17 protein-coding genes and 4 pseudogenes are annotated in these 18888 nt (G+C 42.7%); 11 read left to right on the top strand and 10 right to left on the bottom strand.

All coding sequences use genetic code 11. The features are described from left to right. Positions 1–70 precede the first annotated feature (70 nt). Positions 71–778, bottom strand: coding sequence for a hypothetical protein (locus Xmir_RS07720; protein ID WP_099113815.1), 708 nt, complete (start codon positions 776–778; stop codon positions 71–73). 170 nt (positions 779–948) lie between these two features. Here Xmir_RS07720 and Xmir_RS07715 point away from each other — a divergent pair. Together Xmir_RS07715 and Xmir_RS07710 are read left to right on the top strand one after the other, a co-directional pair. After that, positions 949–1286, top strand: a pseudogene (locus Xmir_RS07715) (IS1 family transposase); the annotation flags it as partial. 123 nt (positions 1287–1409) lie between these two features. Further along, the gene (locus tag Xmir_RS07710; protein ID WP_099113813.1) at positions 1410–2039 is read left to right on the top strand and encodes a glutathione S-transferase family protein; all 630 of its coding nucleotides are present in this window, start codon (positions 1410–1412) and stop codon (positions 2037–2039) included. Positions 2040–2430: 391 nt separating this feature from the next. Here Xmir_RS07710 and Xmir_RS07705 read toward each other — a convergent pair whose 3' ends face one another. The 4 genes from Xmir_RS07705 to prpB form a co-directional block, all read right to left on the bottom strand. Beyond that, entirely contained in the window at positions 2431–4317 is a 1887-nt protein-coding gene (locus tag Xmir_RS07705; protein WP_099113812.1) for a propionate--CoA ligase, read from the bottom strand. 130 nt (positions 4318–4447) lie between these two features. Then, positions 4448–5899: a bifunctional 2-methylcitrate dehydratase/aconitate hydratase gene (locus tag Xmir_RS07700; RefSeq protein WP_099113811.1), complete on the bottom strand. Its 1452-nt coding sequence runs from the start codon at positions 5897–5899 to the stop codon at positions 4448–4450. A 33-nt stretch (positions 5900–5932) separates the two neighbouring features. After that, positions 5933–7108, bottom strand: a complete 1176-nt coding sequence (prpC, locus tag Xmir_RS07695; RefSeq protein ID WP_099113810.1) for a bifunctional 2-methylcitrate synthase/citrate synthase — start codon at positions 7106–7108, stop codon at positions 5933–5935. Positions 7109–7122: 14 nt separating this feature from the next. After that, positions 7123–8007 carry a methylisocitrate lyase gene (prpB, locus tag Xmir_RS07690; RefSeq protein ID WP_099113809.1) on the bottom strand — a complete coding sequence of 295 codons (885 nt, stop codon included), beginning with the start codon at positions 8005–8007 and terminating at the stop codon, positions 7123–7125. 311 nt (positions 8008–8318) lie between these two features. On the opposite strand from prpB, the gene prpR reads away from it, so the two are divergent. Further along, positions 8319–9974: a propionate catabolism operon regulatory protein PrpR gene (gene prpR / locus Xmir_RS07685; RefSeq protein ID WP_099113808.1), complete on the top strand. Its 1656-nt coding sequence runs from the start codon at positions 8319–8321 to the stop codon at positions 9972–9974. A 236-nt stretch (positions 9975–10210) separates the two neighbouring features. Here the strand turns inward: prpR and Xmir_RS07680 are convergent, their stop codons facing one another. Together Xmir_RS07680 and Xmir_RS07675 are read right to left on the bottom strand one after the other, a co-directional pair. After that, entirely contained in the window at positions 10211–11179 is a 969-nt protein-coding gene (locus Xmir_RS07680) for a threo-3-hydroxy-L-aspartate ammonia-lyase (protein ID WP_099113807.1), read from the bottom strand. A gap of 54 nt (positions 11180–11233) precedes the next feature. After that, positions 11234–11575, bottom strand: a complete 342-nt coding sequence (locus Xmir_RS07675; protein ID WP_099113806.1) for an SH3 domain-containing protein — start codon at positions 11573–11575, stop codon at positions 11234–11236. A gap of 564 nt (positions 11576–12139) precedes the next feature. Between Xmir_RS07675 and Xmir_RS07670 the strand changes: the two genes are divergently transcribed. Then, positions 12140–12646: a hypothetical protein gene (locus Xmir_RS07670; protein ID WP_099113805.1), complete on the top strand. Its 507-nt coding sequence runs from the start codon at positions 12140–12142 to the stop codon at positions 12644–12646. 191 nt (positions 12647–12837) lie between these two features. Here Xmir_RS07670 and Xmir_RS28100 read toward each other — a convergent pair. Both Xmir_RS28100 and Xmir_RS07660 read right to left on the bottom strand, forming a co-directional pair. Further along, positions 12838–12966 (bottom strand): annotated as a pseudogene (locus Xmir_RS28100) (LecA/PA-IL family lectin); the annotation flags it as partial. Positions 12967–13078: 112 nt separating this feature from the next. Next, positions 13079–13591: a hypothetical protein gene (locus Xmir_RS07660; protein ID WP_099113804.1), complete on the bottom strand. Its 513-nt coding sequence runs from the start codon at positions 13589–13591 to the stop codon at positions 13079–13081. Positions 13592–14669: 1078 nt separating this feature from the next. Here Xmir_RS07660 and Xmir_RS07655 point away from each other — a divergent pair. The 3 genes and pseudogenes from Xmir_RS07655 to Xmir_RS35010 all read left to right on the top strand — a co-directional run. Further along, complete coding sequence (locus Xmir_RS07655) at positions 14670–14990, top strand: hypothetical protein (RefSeq protein WP_145956877.1); 321 nt, start codon at positions 14670–14672, stop codon at positions 14988–14990. After that, positions 14947–15210, top strand: coding sequence for a hypothetical protein (locus Xmir_RS28095; RefSeq protein WP_244170889.1), 264 nt, complete (start codon positions 14947–14949; stop codon positions 15208–15210). Before Xmir_RS07655 ends, Xmir_RS28095 begins: the two co-directional genes overlap by 44 nt. A 60-nt stretch (positions 15211–15270) precedes the next feature. After that, a pseudogene (locus Xmir_RS35010) lies at positions 15271–15603 on the top strand (phage tail fiber protein); the annotation flags it as partial. Between the two features lie 41 nt (positions 15604–15644). Here Xmir_RS35010 and Xmir_RS07645 read toward each other — a convergent pair. Continuing rightward, positions 15645–16463 (bottom strand): tail fiber protein, encoded by an 819-nt coding sequence (locus tag Xmir_RS07645; RefSeq protein WP_244170888.1) that lies wholly within the window; start codon positions 16461–16463, stop codon positions 15645–15647. 723 nt (positions 16464–17186) lie between these two features. Between Xmir_RS07645 and Xmir_RS07640 the strand changes: the two genes are divergently transcribed. The 4 genes and pseudogenes from Xmir_RS07640 to Xmir_RS26340 all read left to right on the top strand — a co-directional run. Beyond that, positions 17187–17741, top strand: coding sequence for a YopT-type cysteine protease domain-containing protein (locus tag Xmir_RS07640; protein ID WP_099113801.1), 555 nt, complete (start codon positions 17187–17189; stop codon positions 17739–17741). Positions 17742–18029: 288 nt separating this feature from the next. After that, on the top strand, positions 18030–18419 hold the full coding sequence (locus tag Xmir_RS07635) for an ash family protein (RefSeq protein WP_244170887.1): 390 nt from the start codon (positions 18030–18032) through the stop codon (positions 18417–18419). After that, complete coding sequence (locus tag Xmir_RS28090; RefSeq protein ID WP_339373877.1) at positions 18376–18558, top strand: host cell division inhibitor Icd-like protein; 183 nt, start codon at positions 18376–18378, stop codon at positions 18556–18558. Before Xmir_RS07635 ends, Xmir_RS28090 begins: the two co-directional genes overlap by 44 nt. Positions 18559–18576: 18 nt before the next feature. Then, positions 18577–18831 (top strand): annotated as a pseudogene (locus Xmir_RS26340) (phage tail fiber protein); the annotation flags it as partial. Between the last annotated feature and the right edge of the window lie 57 nt (positions 18832–18888).

Raw genomic sequence — 18888 nt, 5'->3', positions numbered from 1 at the left:
ACCCTGATTGCTGCTAGAATATGTAGTTGAAGTCCGCTTTGTACTCCAAATCAGAATGTATACGCCCTTTTTAGAGTGGTTTCTTGGTGTAGTCAGTGAACCACCAGTATGCCAAGGGATCTCCTCGGTAACCTGCTGGAAAATCACTGAGGTTCACAACCTGGACGCCATACATAGGGTCGAAAAGCTGCCAATAATGTTTTTCTCCAGTGTTGAATCCATCAGAGAGCACGATAGCATGACCATACGCTCCGTCTACCTGGTGACCATATGAGAATCTAACGCCAAACACTATTGGTCTACCGTCAATCAACTCTACTGACATATCGATGTTAGACGCTTGTCCTGAAATTTCTTTGGAAAAAATATTGATAACACTCAGTGCCTTGGAGGGCCACCCGGTACCGTTGCAACGCTCGTCTGATTCTGGATAAGAACGAGGGGGATCATTGCAAGTGTTCAAGGGAAGATCCTTTGCCATTTCGTAAATCGCTTCTTGGCGAAGTGCAAATGCTTCTCCCATATAATAGCTTCCAACACTTGCCGCGCAGGCAACCCAACACCAATGGGTTTGCTCCTGAAGTTGCCCGTAACCATTTTTGACTAAACCGGTACCGTAGTTAACGTCGCCGCTGTCAAGTTGGCTCGAATGAATGTTGGCAGGAGCAGTCTTGACATCGACTTTCGTAAACGAAAGACACTGTGGAAGACTCTTAACAGACATAGTATTAACAGACATGGTATTAACAGACATGGTATTAACAGACATGGTATTCATTGGTCCCTTCCATAAATAGTGGTTGAGAAATAAATCGCCCGTTTTTTTGGAGTGAAATTTATCTGTATACTATAAAGTGAAGTGTAGTCACTTCAAGACCATTAAATGATTAGGTTATGACTCCAAAGCGTTAACATGGTGTTCTTATGATTTTTTAAAGGGATCTCAAAATGACGGTGATGATAGAAGTGGTTTGCCGGTATTGTAACCAAACCGAACCGGTACGCAAACACGGAGCAGGTAAAGCCGGATTTCCTCGTTATTATTGCAAGGATTGCCAAAAAACCTTCCAACTCAACTATCGTTACAATGGTCATAAGCCGGGTATGAAAGAAAAAATTGTCGATATGGCGATGAATGGCTCCGGTGTGAGAGACACGGGACGTGTTTTAAGTATCGGTATCAATACGGTCATGCGTACTTTAAAAAACTGTCGCCAAAACAGGTAACATCAAGGCAGGCTGTTTATGATGATGTCACCCTCATTTGTGAGCTGGATGAACAATGGTTTCACGAAAAACTCATTGGAACATATATTGAAAAACATCACTATAACGCTTTGGAGTCACGACCCAGCATGGTGATGTTTTTTGTACAGTCACATCATTTTACTACCAAAGCGAGAGAGACGATGTATACATTGTGGATAGCCAATAAAAATTATTCTTCTTGGTCACTGCGTCCGTGGATTTTGCTCAAAGCGTTGGATATTCCTTTTAATGAGCGGATTAGTTATTTTGAAGATGGTAAAAGCAGCCATGAAAAATTCAAGGCATTCTCACCAACAGGGTTGGTTCCTTGCCTGATTGATGAAAATATTACGGTTTGGGATTCGTTAGCAATTGCGGAATATATTGCAGAGGAGCACGTTCGGGTCTGGCCATCAGATAAAATAGCCAGGGCATGGGCGAGAAGTGCTGCGGCAGAAATGCACTCTGGATTTGCTACATTACGCCAAATTTGCTCAATGAATTGTTCCGTTCGAACTGAGTTGCCTGAAATCACGCCTGAATTGCAATGTGATATTGATCGAATTGATGCTCTCTGGTCAGAAGGGGTGGCTAAATTTGGCGGTGAATGGCTGGCGGGGGATAAATTTACTGCTGTTGATGCGTTTTATGCGCCAGTGGCTTTACGCGCCCGAACTTATGGGTTGAAATTTTCCGTTATTAGTCAGCAGTGGATTGATCGCATACTGAAACATCCTGTGATGGTAGAGTGGGTAGAGGCTGCTATAAAAGAACCTGAAATAACGCATTAACTCACATTGTCTTATAAATCCGAAAATAATCCCATAGGGTATTTTTCGGGCCTGTACCCAATGAATGAATAAAAAAAAGCTCCGTATAGGGACGGAGCGGGAATGGGTAAAAGTAGCTGGGAAATAATGTAGTACAGATGTATCTTAACCCTGCATCATTAAATATGAGCTAAACAAAAGGGACATTTTGCCATCGCGCGACATCTTGAAATCCACTGGGTATAGCGCTGCATCATATTTACAAATATGAGGGGAATGGTTTTATCGGGTAAGGAAATTATTAGCGGTCAGAATACTTGGTATGGCCGATGTCGCATGGATGATCTGTCCATCAGCCCAGGCCATACCAAATATTAGTCGTTGTCATTGAGCATATCCTCCATCTGGTTTTTTAATGGAAAACCGCGTCTCGAATGACATCCAGCGAAGCAGGGTTCTCAACCAAGGCAATATCACTTGGTTCACGTCCTTCACAAATAGCCTGCATCGTTCGGCGAAGCATTTTCCCTGAACGAGTTTTTGGTAATTGAGTCACAAAATAGACACGTGCCGGGCGGCCGACACTGCCGATTTTTTTATCCACCAATGCCATAAGTGCTTTTTCCAACACAGCAAAATGGTCTGCATTCTGAATTTCCCGTCCTTCCTTGAGAACAGCAAAAGCAACCGCTGTTTGTCCTTTTACTTCATCTTTGATGCCAATCACCGCAACTTCTGCCACGTCTTCATGGCTGGCGACGCACTCTTCAATTTCTCGTGTTCCCAGACGATGACCTGAAACATTAATGACATCATCAGAACGCCCCAGAATAAAATAGTAACCGTCGCTGTCACGAATCCCCCAGTCAAATGTTGAGTAGACTTGTTGGTCAAAATGTTTCCAGTAGGTATTGATAAAACGGGCATCATCTCTATAGATGGTCTGGATACAACCGGGGGGAAGAGGGCCTTTGATAACCAGCATTCCCTTTTCGTTAGCGCCACACTCCTGACCGGTCAGTTCGTTGATCAGCTTGACGTTGAAACCATACATAGGGAACCCTGTACTGCCAAAACGGCTTGGTCGGTCGTCCAAACTTCGTGCGATTGCCATAATCGGCCAGCCAGTTTCGGTTTGCCAGTAATTATCGATCACAGGTACATTAATGGTTTCGGTAATCCAGCGGGCAGTATGTTCATCCAGAGGTTCCCCTGCCAAATAGAGTGTTTTCAGTGATGAAATATCATATTTAGCAATGTAATCCGTAGGATATTTTTTAAGGACGCGAATTGCAGTTGGGGCAGAAAACATTCTGGTAACTTGGTATTTTTCGACAATTTGCCACCAAATACTGGCATCCGGGCGTATTGGTAGCCCTTCATACATGATAGTTGCCATGCCCGCGATCAGAGGCGCGTAGATAATATAGGAATGCCCGACAACCCAGCCGATATCAGATGTACAAAAGAAAACGCCCCCGGCCTTACCGCCAAAAATAACATCCATTGATGTCGCCAGTGCCACGGCATAACCGCCAACATCTCTCTGTACACCTTTGGGAGTACCGGTTGTGCCTGAGGTATAGAGCACACAAGATGTTTCATTGGATTCAAGCCATGTAACGGGAATGTTTGCCGTCAGATGTTCTTGCCGCAATGTGGCGAAATCGACATCTCTATCTTCCACCCAATTTATATCAGCCAGACCACGATTTATCATCAGAACGTGACGTGGTGTGTGATTAGCCAGTTCAATCGCTTCGTCCAGTAACGGTTTGTAAGGGATAATTTTACCTCCGCGTGAACCGGCATCCGCAGAGACAACCAGAATGGGCTCAGCGTTATCCAACCGGGTGGCGAGACTATGGGAAGCAAAGCCGCCAAATACCACTGAATGAATCGCCCCAATGCGCGCGCAGGCCAGCAAAATAAATAGGGCTTCGGCCACCATTGGCATATAAACAACGACGCGATCGCCTTTTTTTACACCGAGTGACAGCATGATGGCGGCAGCTCGGTTCACTTCCTGATGTAACTCTTGATAGGTGAAAACGCGCTCACTGCCAGTCTCGGTTGAAATGGCAATCAGCGCCTTAGCATCGGGTTGGCTTTCCAGCCAGCGATCCAATGCGTTATAGCAAAGATTAGTTTTACCCCCGCAGAACCAACGGGCAAAGGGAGGATGACTGTGATCGAGGGCTTGCTCAAAAGGCTGTTGCCAATGTATTCGTTTGGCTTGTTCAGCCCAAAAGGCATTGGGATCATCAATCGAATGTTGATAGAAGTCTTGGAATGACATAATCTCTCCTCGCGTTATGCAGATGAGAGGCGGTTCCTGGAGCCAGAACCGCCAATGACCATATCCTTCATCTTTCAAGCTGCTGTTTTTAGTTGTTACGCATCTTGAAATCTATTGGGTAATATATAGATTATATAACGTACAAATCGAGGTATTCGTTCACAGGGATATCTTTTAATGACATGACATCAAGAGATACCGCCAGAATTTTTTGTTGTTGCTCTTTCGGGAATTGACGCGCCAGATTGGTTTTAAATTTTTCTTCTAACAGCGGGATGCCATCTTTTCGCCGGCGAGCATGCCCAATCGGGAATTCGACCTTCACTTCCTCAAGCTGAATACCATCGTTAAATACCAGAGTCAACGCATTGGCAATAGAGCGTTTTTCTGGATCATGATAATCACGGGTAAAATCAGGATCTTCGACGCAGACTATTTTATCCCGTAAGGCATCAATGCGAGGATCAACGGCGACATCATCCTCATAATCCGCTGCTGTCAGGCGGCCAAAAATCAGTGGGATGGCAACCATATATTGAATGCAGTGGTCTCTGTCTGCCGGATTGTTCAATGGGCCTTGTTTATCGATGATTCTAATACAGGCTTCATGAGTGCGGATAGTGATTTTGGCGATGTCTTCGACACATTTACCCTGTTCTTTCAGTTGTTGATGCAGACTCATTGCTGCTTCTACGGCGGTTTGTGAATGGAATTCTGCGGGGAAAGAGATTTTAAACAGCACATTTTCCATCACATAAGAGCCATAGGGGCGCTGGAATTTGAATGGCTGACCATTAAACAACACATCATAAAATCCCCATGTTTTTGCCGTTAATACAGAGGGGTATCCCATTTCGCCCTTTTGCGCCATCAGCGCCAGACGCACCGCGCGGGAAGTGGCATCTCCCGCCGCCCAGGATTTACGGGAGCCGGTATTGGGGGCATGGCGGTAGGTTCTCAGGGATTGTCCGTCAACCCAAGCCAATGAAACTGCATTTAAGATTTCCTCACGTGTCAAACCCAGCATTTGGGCGACTACTGCCGTGGAGGCGATTTTTACCAGAACCACGTGATCCAGCCCGACTTTATTGAAAGCATTTTCCAATGCCAGACAGCCTTGAATTTCATGTGCCTTAATCATGGCTGTCAGCACATCCCACATAGTGAGTGGCTTTTCCCCTCGGGCAACCGCATTTCTGGATAACCAGTCGGCAGTGGCAAGGATGCCGCCAAGATTATCAGAAGGATGTCCCCACTCAGCCGCCAGCCAGGTGTCATTAAAATCCAGCCAGCGAATCATTGCACCAATGTTGAATGCAGCCTGAACAGGATCGAGCTGAAATTGAGTTCCCGGTACGCGGGCACCATCCGGCACAATCGTTCCCGGCACAATAGGCCCCAATAGTTTTGTACAGGCGGGATATTCCAGCGCTTCCAATCCGCAGCCCAAGGTATCTATAAGGCAATGATGGGCTGTGGCGTAAGCCATCTGGGATGTGATGACGTAATCCATGACATAATCCACAATATCCACAATCACCTGATCGTAATCAGGGCGGTTGTTAACAACAGAGGTAGACATAATTAATCCTTAAGTCATTATTTGTAAATTAAGCTATTTACGTTGATCAATCGGTATAAATGTCAAATTTTCAGGGCCGGTATAGTTAGCCGAAGGACGAATAATTTTGTTATCAATGCGTTGTTCAATAATGTGTGCGGCCCAACCGGAAGTACGGGCAATGACAAACAGTGGGGTAAACATGGCTGTAGGAACCCCCATCATGTGATAGGACACCGCAGAAAACCAATCGAGATTCGGGAACATTTTTTTGTTATCCCACATGACAGACTCGATTCGGTCTGCAATGTCATACATCTGAGTTGTACCTGCTTCTTGAGAAAGCTTCAGGGAAATCTCTTTAATCACCTTATGGCGAGGATCGGAAACGGTGTAAACCGGATGACCAAAACCGATGATGACCTCTTTTCTCTCCAGACGGGTAAGAATATCGGCCTCAGCCTGATCTGGCGTGTCATAACGTTGCTGGATATCAAATGAAACCTCATTGGCTCCACCATGCTTTGGCCCGCGCAGGGCACCAATGCCCCCGATAATGGCAGAGTAAGTATCTGATCCTGTCCCGGCAATCACACGGCTGGTAAAGGTGGAAGCATTAAATTCATGCTCGGCATACAAGATTAAAGAGGTGTGCATTGCCTTTTCCCATGACGCACGCGGTTTTTGACCATGCAGGAGATGGAGAAAATGCCCGCCAATCGAATCATCATTGGTTTCAACTTCAATGCGGCGTCCATTGTGGCTGTAGTGATACCAATAAAGTAGTATCGAACTGAGCGATGCCAGCAAGCGATCCGCGATATCACGGGCGCCTGTAACGTTATGATCTTCTTTTTCCGGCAGGGTACAACCCAGAACAGAGACCCCCGTACGCATCACATCCATCGGGTGCGCTACCGCCGGCAAGGCTTCCAATGCAGCTTTAACGCTACTGGGCAGGCCACGCAGTGCTTTTAATTTGGCTTTATAGGAGGCTAATTCTGCGCGGGAAGGGAGTTTATCGTGGATGAGCAGATAGGCTATTTCTTCAAACTCACAATGGGCAGCCAAATCGAGAATATCATAACCACGGTAATGTAAATCGCTACCGTTTTTCCCTACTGTGCAAAGCGCTGTATTGCCTGCTGTAATGCCGGAGAGGGCAACGGATTTTTTCGGTTTTAATGGCGTTGTTTCAGGAGATCCCGCTGTTGTATTCTGTTGATTCATGAGTATCACCTTTGCTATTTTTTCTGAGAAAACAGGGCGTCCAGTTTTCGTTCAAAAGCGTAGTAGTTGATGCTTTCATAAAGTTCATTACGGGTTTGCATCATATCGATGACGTTCTTTTGTGTGCCATCGCGACGCAAAGAGGTATAGACCTGCTCAGCCGCCTTATTCATCGCCCGGAATGCAGAGAGTGGGTAGAGGGCAATGGCGACACCGACACTTCTCAATTCTTCGACGGTAAAGAGTGGCGTTGCACCGAACTCGGTAATATTCGCCAAAATGGGAACCTGAGTTCTGGATGAAAATTCCTTATACATAGGCAGTTCTGTGATAGCTTCAGGGAACAGCATATCCGCGCCTGCTTCAATATAAGCCGCCGCTCTTTCGAGGGCGGCATCCAGCCCTTCCACTGCGAGTGCATCGGTGCGGGCCATAATGACGAAATCCGCATCGGTACGGGCATCAACGGCAGCCTTGATGCGGTCTACCATCTCCTCTTTAGAAACAATTTCCTTATTTGGGCGATGACCACAACGTTTAGCACCAACCTGATCTTCAATATGAATTCCCGCAGCACCTGCTTTAATAATAGAACGAACAGAGCGGGCGACATTAAATGCAGAAGAACCGAATCCGATATCTGCATCCACGAGCAGCGGTAAATCACAGACATCGGTAATGCGGCGGATATCAGTTAATACATCATCCAGCGTGGAAATGCCCAAATCCGGCAGCCCCAATGAGCCTGCTGAAACACCACCACCTGAAAGATAAATGGCCTTGTAACCTGCTCTTTTCGCAAGTAATGCGTGGTTTGCATTGATGGTTCCGACCACTTGTAACGGAGATTCGGCTTCTATTGCTTGACGAAAAGCCAAACCGGCAGAGGAAAATGCCATACATAACTCCACTGTTACTAAAATGAAACCAATTTGTGTTGTTTTGTTATTAAAGCAAGGTTGATGCCAACAATTAGAAATTAAGAGAAAAAATCAGTAGGCAATATGATTGATGTATTATTTCTTGTTCTTAATCAAATGAGTATATGGTTCCTGTTTAATGGTATGGTGACTGGTTTTCCATTGGTTATAATATATACTTGTTTCATTTTGAATCTCTTATGTTTCATATATGTTTCATTCTTGATAGATGAAACATTTGGTGAAATTAATGATTGGATTGCACTCATTGAAAGAGAAATGGGGGGAATATGGCGTCAGTGCATGCAGGTGAACGTGATAACAGTAAACCCGTGATCTGGACCGTCTCCGTTTCCAGACTTTTTGATCTTTTTCGCGATATTACGCCGGAATTTGATCATCAGGCTGATATCACCCCGATTCAATTGGGTTTTGAACGAGCAGTGCAACATATTCGCAAGCGCTTGGAAACAGAACATTGTGATGCTGTTATTTGTGCGGGTTCTAATGGCGCATATTTGAAAAGCCGTTTATCTGTGCCTGTGATTATCGCGAAAGCCAGTGGGTTTGATTTTATGCAGGCATTGGCTCGCGCCCGGCAAATTAGCTCCCGGATTGGCGTCATTACTTACCAAAATCCCCAGCCTGTGTTGGAAGAATTTCAGCAGAGTTTCAACCTGAATATCGAACAACGCAGTTATGTGACGGAAGAAGACGCCAGAGCACAGGTAAATGCTTTGAAAGCGATGGGTATCAAAGTCATCGTTGGTGCAGGATTAATTACTGATCTTGCTTATGAAGCGGAGCTGGTGGGGATTTTTGTCTATTCTGCCGATTCTATCCGGCTGGCATTTCAAGACGCGTTGGAAATGGCCAAAATGGCCAAGCTGAATCAGGCTGTGATTTCACCTTATCCTACGGAGGATAAACTACGTACTCGTCATACAATCAGTGATATCAGGGGAAATTCTGCTGCGGTAGAACATGTGCGCAATACCATCATGCTGTATTCCCGTTCGGCGGCTACGGTTTTGATTCAGGGAGAAAGCGGGACAGGAAAAGAGCTGGTGGCACAGGCTATTCACCATGAATATACCTTGCGTTATGGTCAGTTGGCTGGCAAACATCCCCGGCCATTTGTGGCTGTTAACTGTGGGGCGATTACAGAATCTTTGTTGGAAGCTGAATTGTTTGGCTATGAAGAAGGTGCTTTTACGGGTTCCCGACGTGGCGGACGGGCCGGATTGTTTGAAGTTGCGCACAGGGGGACGTTATTTCTGGATGAAATTGGCGAAATGCCGTTACCGTTGCAAACCCGGCTATTGCGGGTATTAGAAGAAAAATCTGTTGTCAGGGTAGGGGGATATCGCCCAATTGCTGTTGATGTTCGCATCATTTGTGCTACGCATTGCGATTTGGATACATGGGTAAAAGAAGAGCGTTTTCGGGCAGATTTGTTCTACCGTTTGAGTGTATTGCGGATTAACGTACCGGCTCTACGGGAAAGGGGAAGAGACATTAGTTTGTTGGCGCTGGAATACTTACAACGGGCATTTGCTGCACTTAACTTACCTGTTTCATCTTCGAGAGTCCGGGAACTTGCTGCGTGTGACGAAGTATTGCAGTCTTATGACTGGCCGGGAAATGTGCGCGAACTGCGTAATTTGATGGAACGGATAGCACTGTATTTGAGCGCTCATCCTGAACAAGCTTTGACACCAACATTGATATTATCACTTTCACCAGAGCGCCAGATTGATATGCGTTCTGCCAACAGCAATCTGAAATTTGTTCAGACAGAGCCATTTCCTCTGATTGAAAGCGTTTCTTCAGTGCATGATATTATCGCAAGATTTTCAGGTAATCGACGGGCGGCTGCGGAATATTTGGGAATTAGCCGCACGACGTTATGGCGGAGATTGAAGCAGGAGAGAGAAAATAATTAAAAAGATGCGATAAACTTTATGAATTATAAATTTTCGAGCGGTAGTTTTGTTAGCTGAATATATGCCTTAGAGTCATGTAGATAACAACGTATTTTAAGATCCTTTCTTTCCATTACCGTTATTAATAATTCAATGAGGAGCTATCATTAAGTTTGTTAACTCAATTATCATAATGACAAACTCCCTGTTTTATTAATGCTAATTAGGTATGCTAATAGATGAATAATCGCCGTTAATTAGTTCTTATTCGCCAGTAAACTTGCATATCGTTTCATATCAATATTTCCGCCACTCAAAATAATCCCAATCCGCTGCCCTTTTAACTGTTCACGCATCGATTTTGCAGCAGCAAAACCTAAACAGCCGGTAGGTTCGACAACAATTTTCATTCGCTCTGCTAAAAAATACATGGTGTCGATCAGTTCTTCATCTGATGCTGTCAGAATGTCTTCAACCAAATGTCGGATGATATTAAAAGTATGTTGCCCTAAATGTTGGGTTTGTGCGCCATCTGCAATCGTCTTTGGGGTTTCAATATGAACAATTTCCCCTTTTTTAAAGGATTGCTGCCCATCATTGCCGGCTGCTGGTTCGACACCGAAAATTCGACATGTTGGCGATAAATGAGCAGCAGAAAGTGCCGAACCAGACAATAAACCACCGCCGCCGAGGGGAATAAACAGGGCATCTAACTCGCCGACTTCTTCAAACAATTCCTTAGCGACAGTCCCTTGACCAGCAATGATATGTGGGTGATCGAAAGGGGGAATAAGAGTCATGCCATGCTTTTCTGCCAAATGACGGCCTATTTCTTCGCAATTTTCTGTATATCTGTCGTAGAAAATAACCTTACCACCATAACCTCTGGTCGCTGTCACTTTGGCTTGTGGTGCATCCTGAGGCATGACAATAGTAGCGGAAATATTCAGTAACTTGGCCGCTAACGCGATTGCTTGTGCATGATTGCCGGATGAAAAAGCAATCACTCCCGCTTTTTTCTGCTCACCACTGAATTGGCATAGAGCATTCATGGCCCCACGAAATTTGAATGCGCCCATTTTTTGGTAATTTTCACATTTGAAATAGACCTGGGCGTTAAAAATTTCGTTGACTGTCGTTGAAGTGAAAACGGGAGTCTTGTTGATATATTGCTTAACCCTGGAATGGGCTTCAGAAATAGCATTGTAATCAGGAATGAACTTCATTATGTGAGCCTCCTGCGCTCAGTGATACATTTTTATTTGTACTCGTCATGTTTCCTAATAATTAATATATTCTTGTGGTATCCAGCCAGTTTCTCCTGATTCTTTATGCGCCCAATACCAGCCGTTTAAGGTACTTTCCAGATAGAGACATTCTCCTATTTTAACTGTTAGCTCATGAGCCGTATAATTCTCGCGACATATTGCTTTATTAGGAGGAATAAAATGTAAAATTTGTTGCGGAACCCAACCACTGATATTTGAAGCATTAATTGTCCAAACCCAGTAAGGATATTCAAGGTCACTATAACTAACTGAAACGACATCCCCAACCTGTAATTTAATCGGATTCGGGTAAGCACTAACATAATCACGGATGACAGTACCTTTTCTTAGCATTTTCACTCCTGAACTATTTTGATAATTGGAGACCTATATCCAATAAATGGATTTCAAAATACTATCAACCAAGCTGCAAGTTGAAAACCGATGGGGATAAATGGGTAATGATGCGCTAGCTGATTGCTCCCCAATCACTTGGGTCTACTTCAACCACATTAGCTAAAGCCAAGATTCCATTTTCTACAAATACATCCATATCTTCTCCAATTAAATTATTTTATTATCAATGATATTAAAGTAATGGCTTATTTAGAGTAGTACGATTTAAATATATCTGAAAGAGTTGTTTTCCGTAATTGTGATGGTTGGCAACTTTATTGTAAATTGCTTATTTCTTATTGGTATTATAATTTTATTTTTATATTAAAATGCCTCTCATTCTTTACTATTTTTGTTGAGGATAAAAAAATGAGGTTATTTATAATCTAAGATTGATAGCGGTGCAATATCTTGTTGTTATTAGCAACTATCATTTCAGTGCTCCATTAAAGGTGAATTAATAACCTATCAAAAATATTTATTAAGTGATATTTTTAATAATTTCATCATAAGGAGAACAGTATGAAAATGATGAATATGATAACTGGCACAATCTTAGCGGTTTTATCTTGTTTATGGATTTCTACTGCTTTGGCGGAAGAAAAAAGTGTTAATGCCGAAGAACACTCAGAATTATCTGCTGAATATAATATGGAATTTATCCATCTTCCCTCCTCTCAATTGAATCTTGTAGTAGATAAAACAGACTCTCAGTGTATGTACGAGAGTGGTGATGATCAGTTTAATCTTCCGATTGGTAAGCAACATAGCATCTATTTAGAAGATAATAATAATTTATTTAGTGGCTGCGCATTTAAAACAAAAAGTGTCGAATGGCAAATTTCCAGTGGCCCTATAAGTTGTAATTTGATATTTGAACATGGGTATGATCAGGGTTGGTATACAGAGATTAAAGGGTGTGAAAATATCATTGATAAGGCTATTTGCAAAGGAGAGGATTGCAATCAGAAGAAGGTTTATGGAGGAGACTCAAAGATTGAGATAAAGTTAGAGATTTCGGCAAGTTAAATTCAGCTATTTCTTTTTGTTATATACAAAAGGGAGGGGTTCCTCCCTTTATTTTGCTCAAGATAATCCTTCCATTTTTTATGGGAAATTATCAGGGGATTCTGAGTGTAATAATATAAGTTTGAGGTGGATAAGATAATAATGGAGTATTGCCTTAATAATAAGTTAACTATTCTAATTAAGTGGTTTTATTATATTTCCTCAAGAAGAGAATAACATGATTCTATTTTGACGTTGACATAAAAATCACCGTAGTTATCTTTATAATAGTTATCTAAAAATAAAAGGATTAATTCACCATCTGAGGGAGCTGTTTTGTGGAGTACGCCACTTTTACGAAGGCCATTCTATTCTTTTACCAAAGTGTCCGAATTTATTAAAGCACAACAACCCGCAGGAAGTTGCGGGTTTGAACAGCCATGAGGTTAATTGCTATTTATTAAAACTAATGTGCCTAAATTTGCTATCAGGTAGCAAGAGTCTAACGTATGGAAGCATCAAGTACCGTAATTCCCCTGGGGGCTTGTAGTGCCCACTGGCATTTGACCATACTAATAGCTCGCCTTGACGAAACAGTAAGGTCCCTGCATAACGAACAGGCTTCCTGTAACCTATTGAGGTATGTCCATCAACTGCATCATGCCAATGATAATTAGTGTCTCGCGCGCTTTTTGCACAGCATATGGTGTATGGATCATTAGCAGAAATAATAAATATGTATCTACCATCGGCGAGTTTTACATTTTTAGTTATATAATTTCTTAAAAAATATTGTTCAGTTTTTTCTAGAGAATAAAGTGCTTCAGGTTTAGCCGGACGTTGTAAGTCTTTATTTTTTTGTACTGGAAGTAATTTTTCTGGCTTTGTCATACTATGTTTATTTGATAGAAAAATCTCAATGAGTTCTTCAAATGTCATTTCATCATTTTCATCGCTACCGTTCATAAAGGACTCCCTGAAGTGAGTTTACAGTTTTGGTATGCTTTTGTCTTGCAGGAGTTGCACTGGGTCAGAGACAAAGATCTCCTATCAGTAACAGAAAAACGTAACAACAGGCGCACAAAAATATTCATGCTTTATATGGCAGTTCATAATAACACCATTCTAAATATAGTTTATATGCGTTATTTATATAATGGATAAATAGATAGGTGCGTTATAACCCTCAATTTCCTTAATCCCTGTCCCTGTGACACAATCAAATAAAATCAATTGGTTATCTAAATGGGACAATCCTTCCCTTGTAACCACTTGGTTTAATTTAATTTTCTCTCTATGCCGGAAACTAGTAAAATCAACAAGCTAGCTAAAGGCGGGATATCTCACCTTTAACTCCTGTATGGTGCAGGTTTAGATATGGGATTATCCCGTATGTTAAAAATCCCCTCAATCCTGCTGGGATGCGGGGAGATTCATGGAGATAATATCAATATGAAATTATTTGAAGTATAAGTATGTATGGTGAGGAAAATTGTTGACTGAGATACTACTTATTGATTCAAATGAGTTTTGTGATGCAGCTTGGATGCTAAGCAATGTGTTTGTGTTAACATTCAGAAAGTTACGCAAATGAACTCAAGGCCAACAGCATAGAGCTATTAGACCACAATAAAATAACAATTTTTATACTATTCATGATACTAGGATTCATAAGTCTAAAAGTTTATGAAGTATTACTGCCATCAGTGAGAAAAAAATCATCAAAACTGGTGATCGATGCGGTAGCATACAGTTGCATCAATTATGCCGTTTGGGGAATACCATTATATTACATGGTTACCAATAGAGTAATAACAACAGGTAGTTTTTGCTTTTACATTTATATTTTTTCATTACTTGTTATACTCCCTGCAATAAATCCCATTGTATTAATTAATATAAGAAAATATACATTTATATCAAGTAAACTACCTCACCCTACAGGTCGTCCCTAGGATTGTTTTTTTAGTTTGAAACAATCTTGTTGGGTCATTGTAACTTTATCATTACATGTATTAGTCGCGACTTGATATGACGTAATACCGTGAAGATGGCCCCCGCTATTGTCCGCGGAACGGGCACGAAATTTAAATCGAATCTCAACGGCGTTGCACCGGGGCAGGCCATCATCATCCAGCCCGGCAACAGTAATTTACTGCACATGATTCAGGCGGTAAATTCAGACACAGAACTGGTACTGGCCAATGCCGTTAAAACCACCCTGAATAACGTCACCTACCAAATTCAGATTACTATCCCTGATTCTGTCTCGGATACCGGTGAGCCCCCTCATCGGTTTAACAATCAGCGAGGCAAACTCGTTGACAGCTACTGGTTGGTATGGCGGAGGTGGCACTGGCGCTAAAAATTACTATAACGCCTACGCCCCCATCATGGTGATGACACGTAATGGCGGTACCGATAACACAGGAATGGTCGCACAAATTCAGGTAGATGGTGCAGGGATCGCGAGTCGTTACCGAATGAGTAATTGGTGGAGTCAATGGAATATTGTTTGGGGTACAGTAAATACTACTGTTATTGATAGATTCCTGAAAAAAGCCAGCCCCATCATCCAAATCTGAAGTGATGGGAAATTCGAGAAGAATGACGAATCCAAGGGCGCTACTGTTGAACGCCTATCTGAGGGCGTTTATCTCATCAAAAATGTTTTGGGATTCAATATCGATACGGCATGGGGCGGCACTGATGGCGGGGTTGAAATACCCCTGTGCAAAAATAAATTGCCGTTGATTTGAGTCGATTATCGCGTGTTACCCGATGATTCAATCAAAATCATGGCGTATCACCGCGAGCACGCAGATGCGCCCGTATTCGTCAGAAATGTATGAGAGGGCTACTCGGATGGTGACCCGATTGATATTCCTACAGGCAGGTCGATTTCCGTCCGTGTCCAGATGCCGGAGGATTCGATGTGGAATTTGAGGCAGGGAGAGGTGAGTGAGTTGGCTGAGTGAGTGGAGTAAGAACAGGGGCTAAGTGCCCCTGATTTCATCATTTAGGGTTTAGGGGTTAGCCTATTTAGCGCATAAGCGTAAACTTCCCCTTTCACTGCTCCTTCAGGAACGGCTGGTAAGTTTGCCATATTAGATAATTGACGAATCGTTGCATTACCTGACGCAAAACCATTTAGAATGATACCTTGACCAAAAGCTCCCATTGATATGTAAATATCATAGTCATAACCAGATGTATTGACGGTAGCTAAATCAGTAGGTGCACCGCTATTGGTTGTGTACATCACAGCATTGATACCGTGAGGATCATCATTTCCTGTTCTTAAAACTATATTAGCAATAGAGCATTGCCAAAAATCACCAACGTTGTATCCAGAACCTCCGATTAGATTGATATTAATGGTGCTTACGACGCCCATAGTTACTTCCGCAATTTTTACCCAAGCACTTGTACCATATGTCAGATCGTGAAGATATTGTTTGCCTTGTATTGAATTTTTTGCTAATGCCACTGTTTCTGCTAAACCAAGGTTGTTCACGAATACTTGTTTATCAGGTATATCTGCCCCGTTCTGCTTTTTCTCCAAATAGAGATTGGAATTATTGTTGAGAGCGTTTTGATTGGCGGCATCGGCTAGGTCATATGCTGCTTTCACTGCTTTGGGGGTTGCAGCCATCGTTTCACTATCACTACCAACATCATTGCTCAGGACAACAAATCCCTTATCTTGCAGTGTTGCGTCTGGATGGTTGCGACTCAAGGTGTGTTCTTCAATAGCTTCTTTGACATATTCCGGTGTTGTAACGATCACGAGATTGCCATCTTCTGGAACAGGTGTATCAGATTTTTTATCTTGCATATTCATTCCCTCATTTCATCAACAATGCACATTGCTAAATAACATGAAGGCGGTGGGAGACTTCTCCGCCGGTGAACATCAATAAAATCGGTTCATCAATACTGGAGAGTATGGCTTGACTAATATTTGATAGGTAGCATGTTTTGATGGCAGGATGACATAAAATGACAGGCAGGAAATTAATAGAATTTGTCAGACGACTGATAAGACTTAGTAGACCAAAAAGCGGGATTTTCCGTCTTATACCCCCCTGATTTCCTTAATTTTTGTCTCTGTGACAGAATTGCGTAAAATCAACAGGTTAGCTAAATGGGAGAATTATCCCATTTTAACTTATTGATTTAATTGAATTCCCGCTCCGTGCCGGAAATAAGAAAAATCAAAAGGTTACGTAAATTAGGGTGCCACATCACTGACCTAATAACCCGTTGATAAAACTCAAATACGGTGAAACGCAGAGTTTGAACCGATATGCAGAAAAGCACATCGTCCGGCTTCCTCAATTTGAGGATTCTAAGGATATCAAATGGTTAGGTTTAATTCCGGAGTCTTACCGGAATCGACCTAATTCACTGGAATATAGAGCCTGTTCAGAATCTTTACTAAAACTCTTTTTAAAACCCTTTACATTAGGCAAAACCCATATATCCTGTTTTTAATATATTTTTACCCTTAACCTTTTTGACGTAAACCAAACTCATAGTGAATGGGGGATATTTAAAAATGTCGTTATTAGATGCTGATGAATTTGAAGGAAATTGGGTATTTCGCTTCAATCAAACTCTGAATTTCCCCCTTAATTTCTCTTCGACTATGCAAAATGGAGCCTGTAGTAGTTTAGTAATGGCTTGGGTGAAGATGCACAAATCAGGAAAGTCTCACCTATTCCCAGGAAATATAAAACTTCCTAGTTATATAAAAATAGTTGAAAATCTTAAAGCGAAAAGCATGGATGGCATGCAATTTCTTAATGAAAACGGATTATCTCGTAGGCATGTAAGCTGTTATGATGGCAACGATATTGTAGAAAACTTAGCCACTATAGATGAAGGTTATGAAGCTTTGACGTATGGAGATCATGCTATTGGGCTAGCAGTAACTTTCTATGGTGTTGACTTTTTTGATCCTAATTTTGGTTGCGTCCATTTCCCGACATGCCATAAACTTAGAGCATGGTTTAAAGAAAGATATTGGCCTAACCGTGATGGAATAGGGGCGATTGCAAGGCCATGTAATTACATTTTTGTGCATTCAATTGTAGCAACCTACAAGCCATGACCATACATCGCCGCCAAACTGCATATCTACACCTTGCCCGTAAATCCACCAGCAAAGTGATTCCGTCCACCCAACGGAATTACAAAAATTCAACGAGTTAGATACTCCTCGGCAATACTTTTTACCCGTCCAACTCCCCCAATGGTGGAAATTAAAAAACCTCATAACCATTTGATTAGGCTTAATTGTGCTGAAACAGAACAATTAGCCTAGCCGCTGATAACCGAGGAAGTTGTAGAATCAGCCACATTAATCTATCTACTCAATAAAATTTGTTTGCCTTTGCTGGTGGAGTTTGGCTATATTGACCCTGCGCCAGCAAAATCTGGCGTCAGGCGTGAGAACCTGAATTTACTAAAGGCGACACATGACGCGCCCAGCGTCTTTTTTTGTGTCACTGCATCGCAGCACCTTTCATTTAAGGCGGTATTCGCCTATATGTATTCAATGGTGATGCTAGCGGAGCTACCGAAAGGTAGGCTGGTTTCCTTTAGTACCAGTATTCTCACCTCTGCTAGTGTCACCACCCTTTCCGAGCGTGAGAACTCAGGTGGTGTTTCCTTTGAAAAACTAAAGGAGATCGCAACTATGGCGACTATCCCTACCCCAACTTACTTCAAATTCGTGTTTCTGACTGAGTATCAAACGTGCCGATTTAGACGCAGCACCCAGCCGTGAAGCTATTGTACCCGACGAGCACTACGCCCGTTCTACGCTTTCCCGTGATTTCGTCCTGCTCTTTGCGGGTCGCCTGCCAGTGTCCGAGGGCGTTTACCTCATCAAAAATGTTTTGGGATTCAATGCTGATTCAGCGTGAGGCGGCACTGATGGCGGGGTTAAGATACCCTTGTGCAAAAATAAATTGCCGCTGATTTGGGTGGATTACAAAGTGCTGCCTGATGGCTCCATTAAATTAATGAATTACCACCGCAAGCACTCTAATGCTCCTGTATTCGCCAGAAATGTACGTGAGGGCTACGCTGACGGGGATTTGATTGATATCCCTCATGACAGGTCTGTTTCTGTCCGTGTCCAGATGCCGGAAGATTCGGTGTGGAATGTGAGGCAGGGGGTGGGTGATTCAAGTTAGGGTAAGGTTTACACAGCAGCGCAGGGGGAGTAGGGTTCACATTAGTACTTAAAGAAA

The organism is Xenorhabdus miraniensis (assembly GCF_002632615.1).
The sequence above is the reverse complement of the archived record's forward strand: the minus strand, read 5'-3'. Positions and strand labels throughout refer to the sequence as shown.

Bases quoted from the DNA above. Each gene is read 5' to 3' on its own strand.
- Xmir_RS07680 (WP_099113807.1), bottom strand. From the start codon at position 11,179: ATGAAGTTCATTCCTGATTACAATGCTATTTCTGAAGCCCATTCCAGG.
- Xmir_RS07640 (WP_099113801.1), top strand. From the start codon at position 17,187: ATGTCGTTATTAGATGCTGATGAATTTGAAGGAAATTGGGTATTTCGC.
- prpC (WP_099113810.1), bottom strand. From the start codon at position 7,108: ATGAATCAACAGAATACAACAGCGGGATCTCCTGAAACAACGCCATTA.
- Xmir_RS07705 (WP_099113812.1), bottom strand. From the start codon at position 4,317: ATGTCATTCCAAGACTTCTATCAACATTCGATTGATGATCCCAATGCC.
- Xmir_RS07645 (WP_244170888.1), bottom strand. From the start codon at position 16,463: ATGCAAGATAAAAAATCTGATACACCTGTTCCAGAAGATGGCAATCTC.
- Xmir_RS07710 (WP_099113813.1), top strand. From the start codon at position 1,410: ATGTATACATTGTGGATAGCCAATAAAAATTATTCTTCTTGGTCACTG.
- Xmir_RS07660 (WP_099113804.1), bottom strand. From the start codon at position 13,591: ATGAACGGTAGCGATGAAAATGATGAAATGACATTTGAAGAACTCATT.
- Xmir_RS07700 (WP_099113811.1), bottom strand. From the start codon at position 5,899: ATGTCTACCTCTGTTGTTAACAACCGCCCTGATTACGATCAGGTGATT.
- Xmir_RS07720 (WP_099113815.1), bottom strand. From the start codon at position 778: ATGAATACCATGTCTGTTAATACCATGTCTGTTAATACCATGTCTGTT.
- prpB (WP_099113809.1), bottom strand. From the start codon at position 8,007: ATGGCATTTTCCTCTGCCGGTTTGGCTTTTCGTCAAGCAATAGAAGCC.
- Xmir_RS07675 (WP_099113806.1), bottom strand. From the start codon at position 11,575: ATGCTAAGAAAAGGTACTGTCATCCGTGATTATGTTAGTGCTTACCCG.
- prpR (WP_099113808.1), top strand. From the start codon at position 8,319: ATGGCGTCAGTGCATGCAGGTGAACGTGATAACAGTAAACCCGTGATC.
- Xmir_RS07670 (WP_099113805.1), top strand. From the start codon at position 12,140: ATGAAAATGATGAATATGATAACTGGCACAATCTTAGCGGTTTTATCT.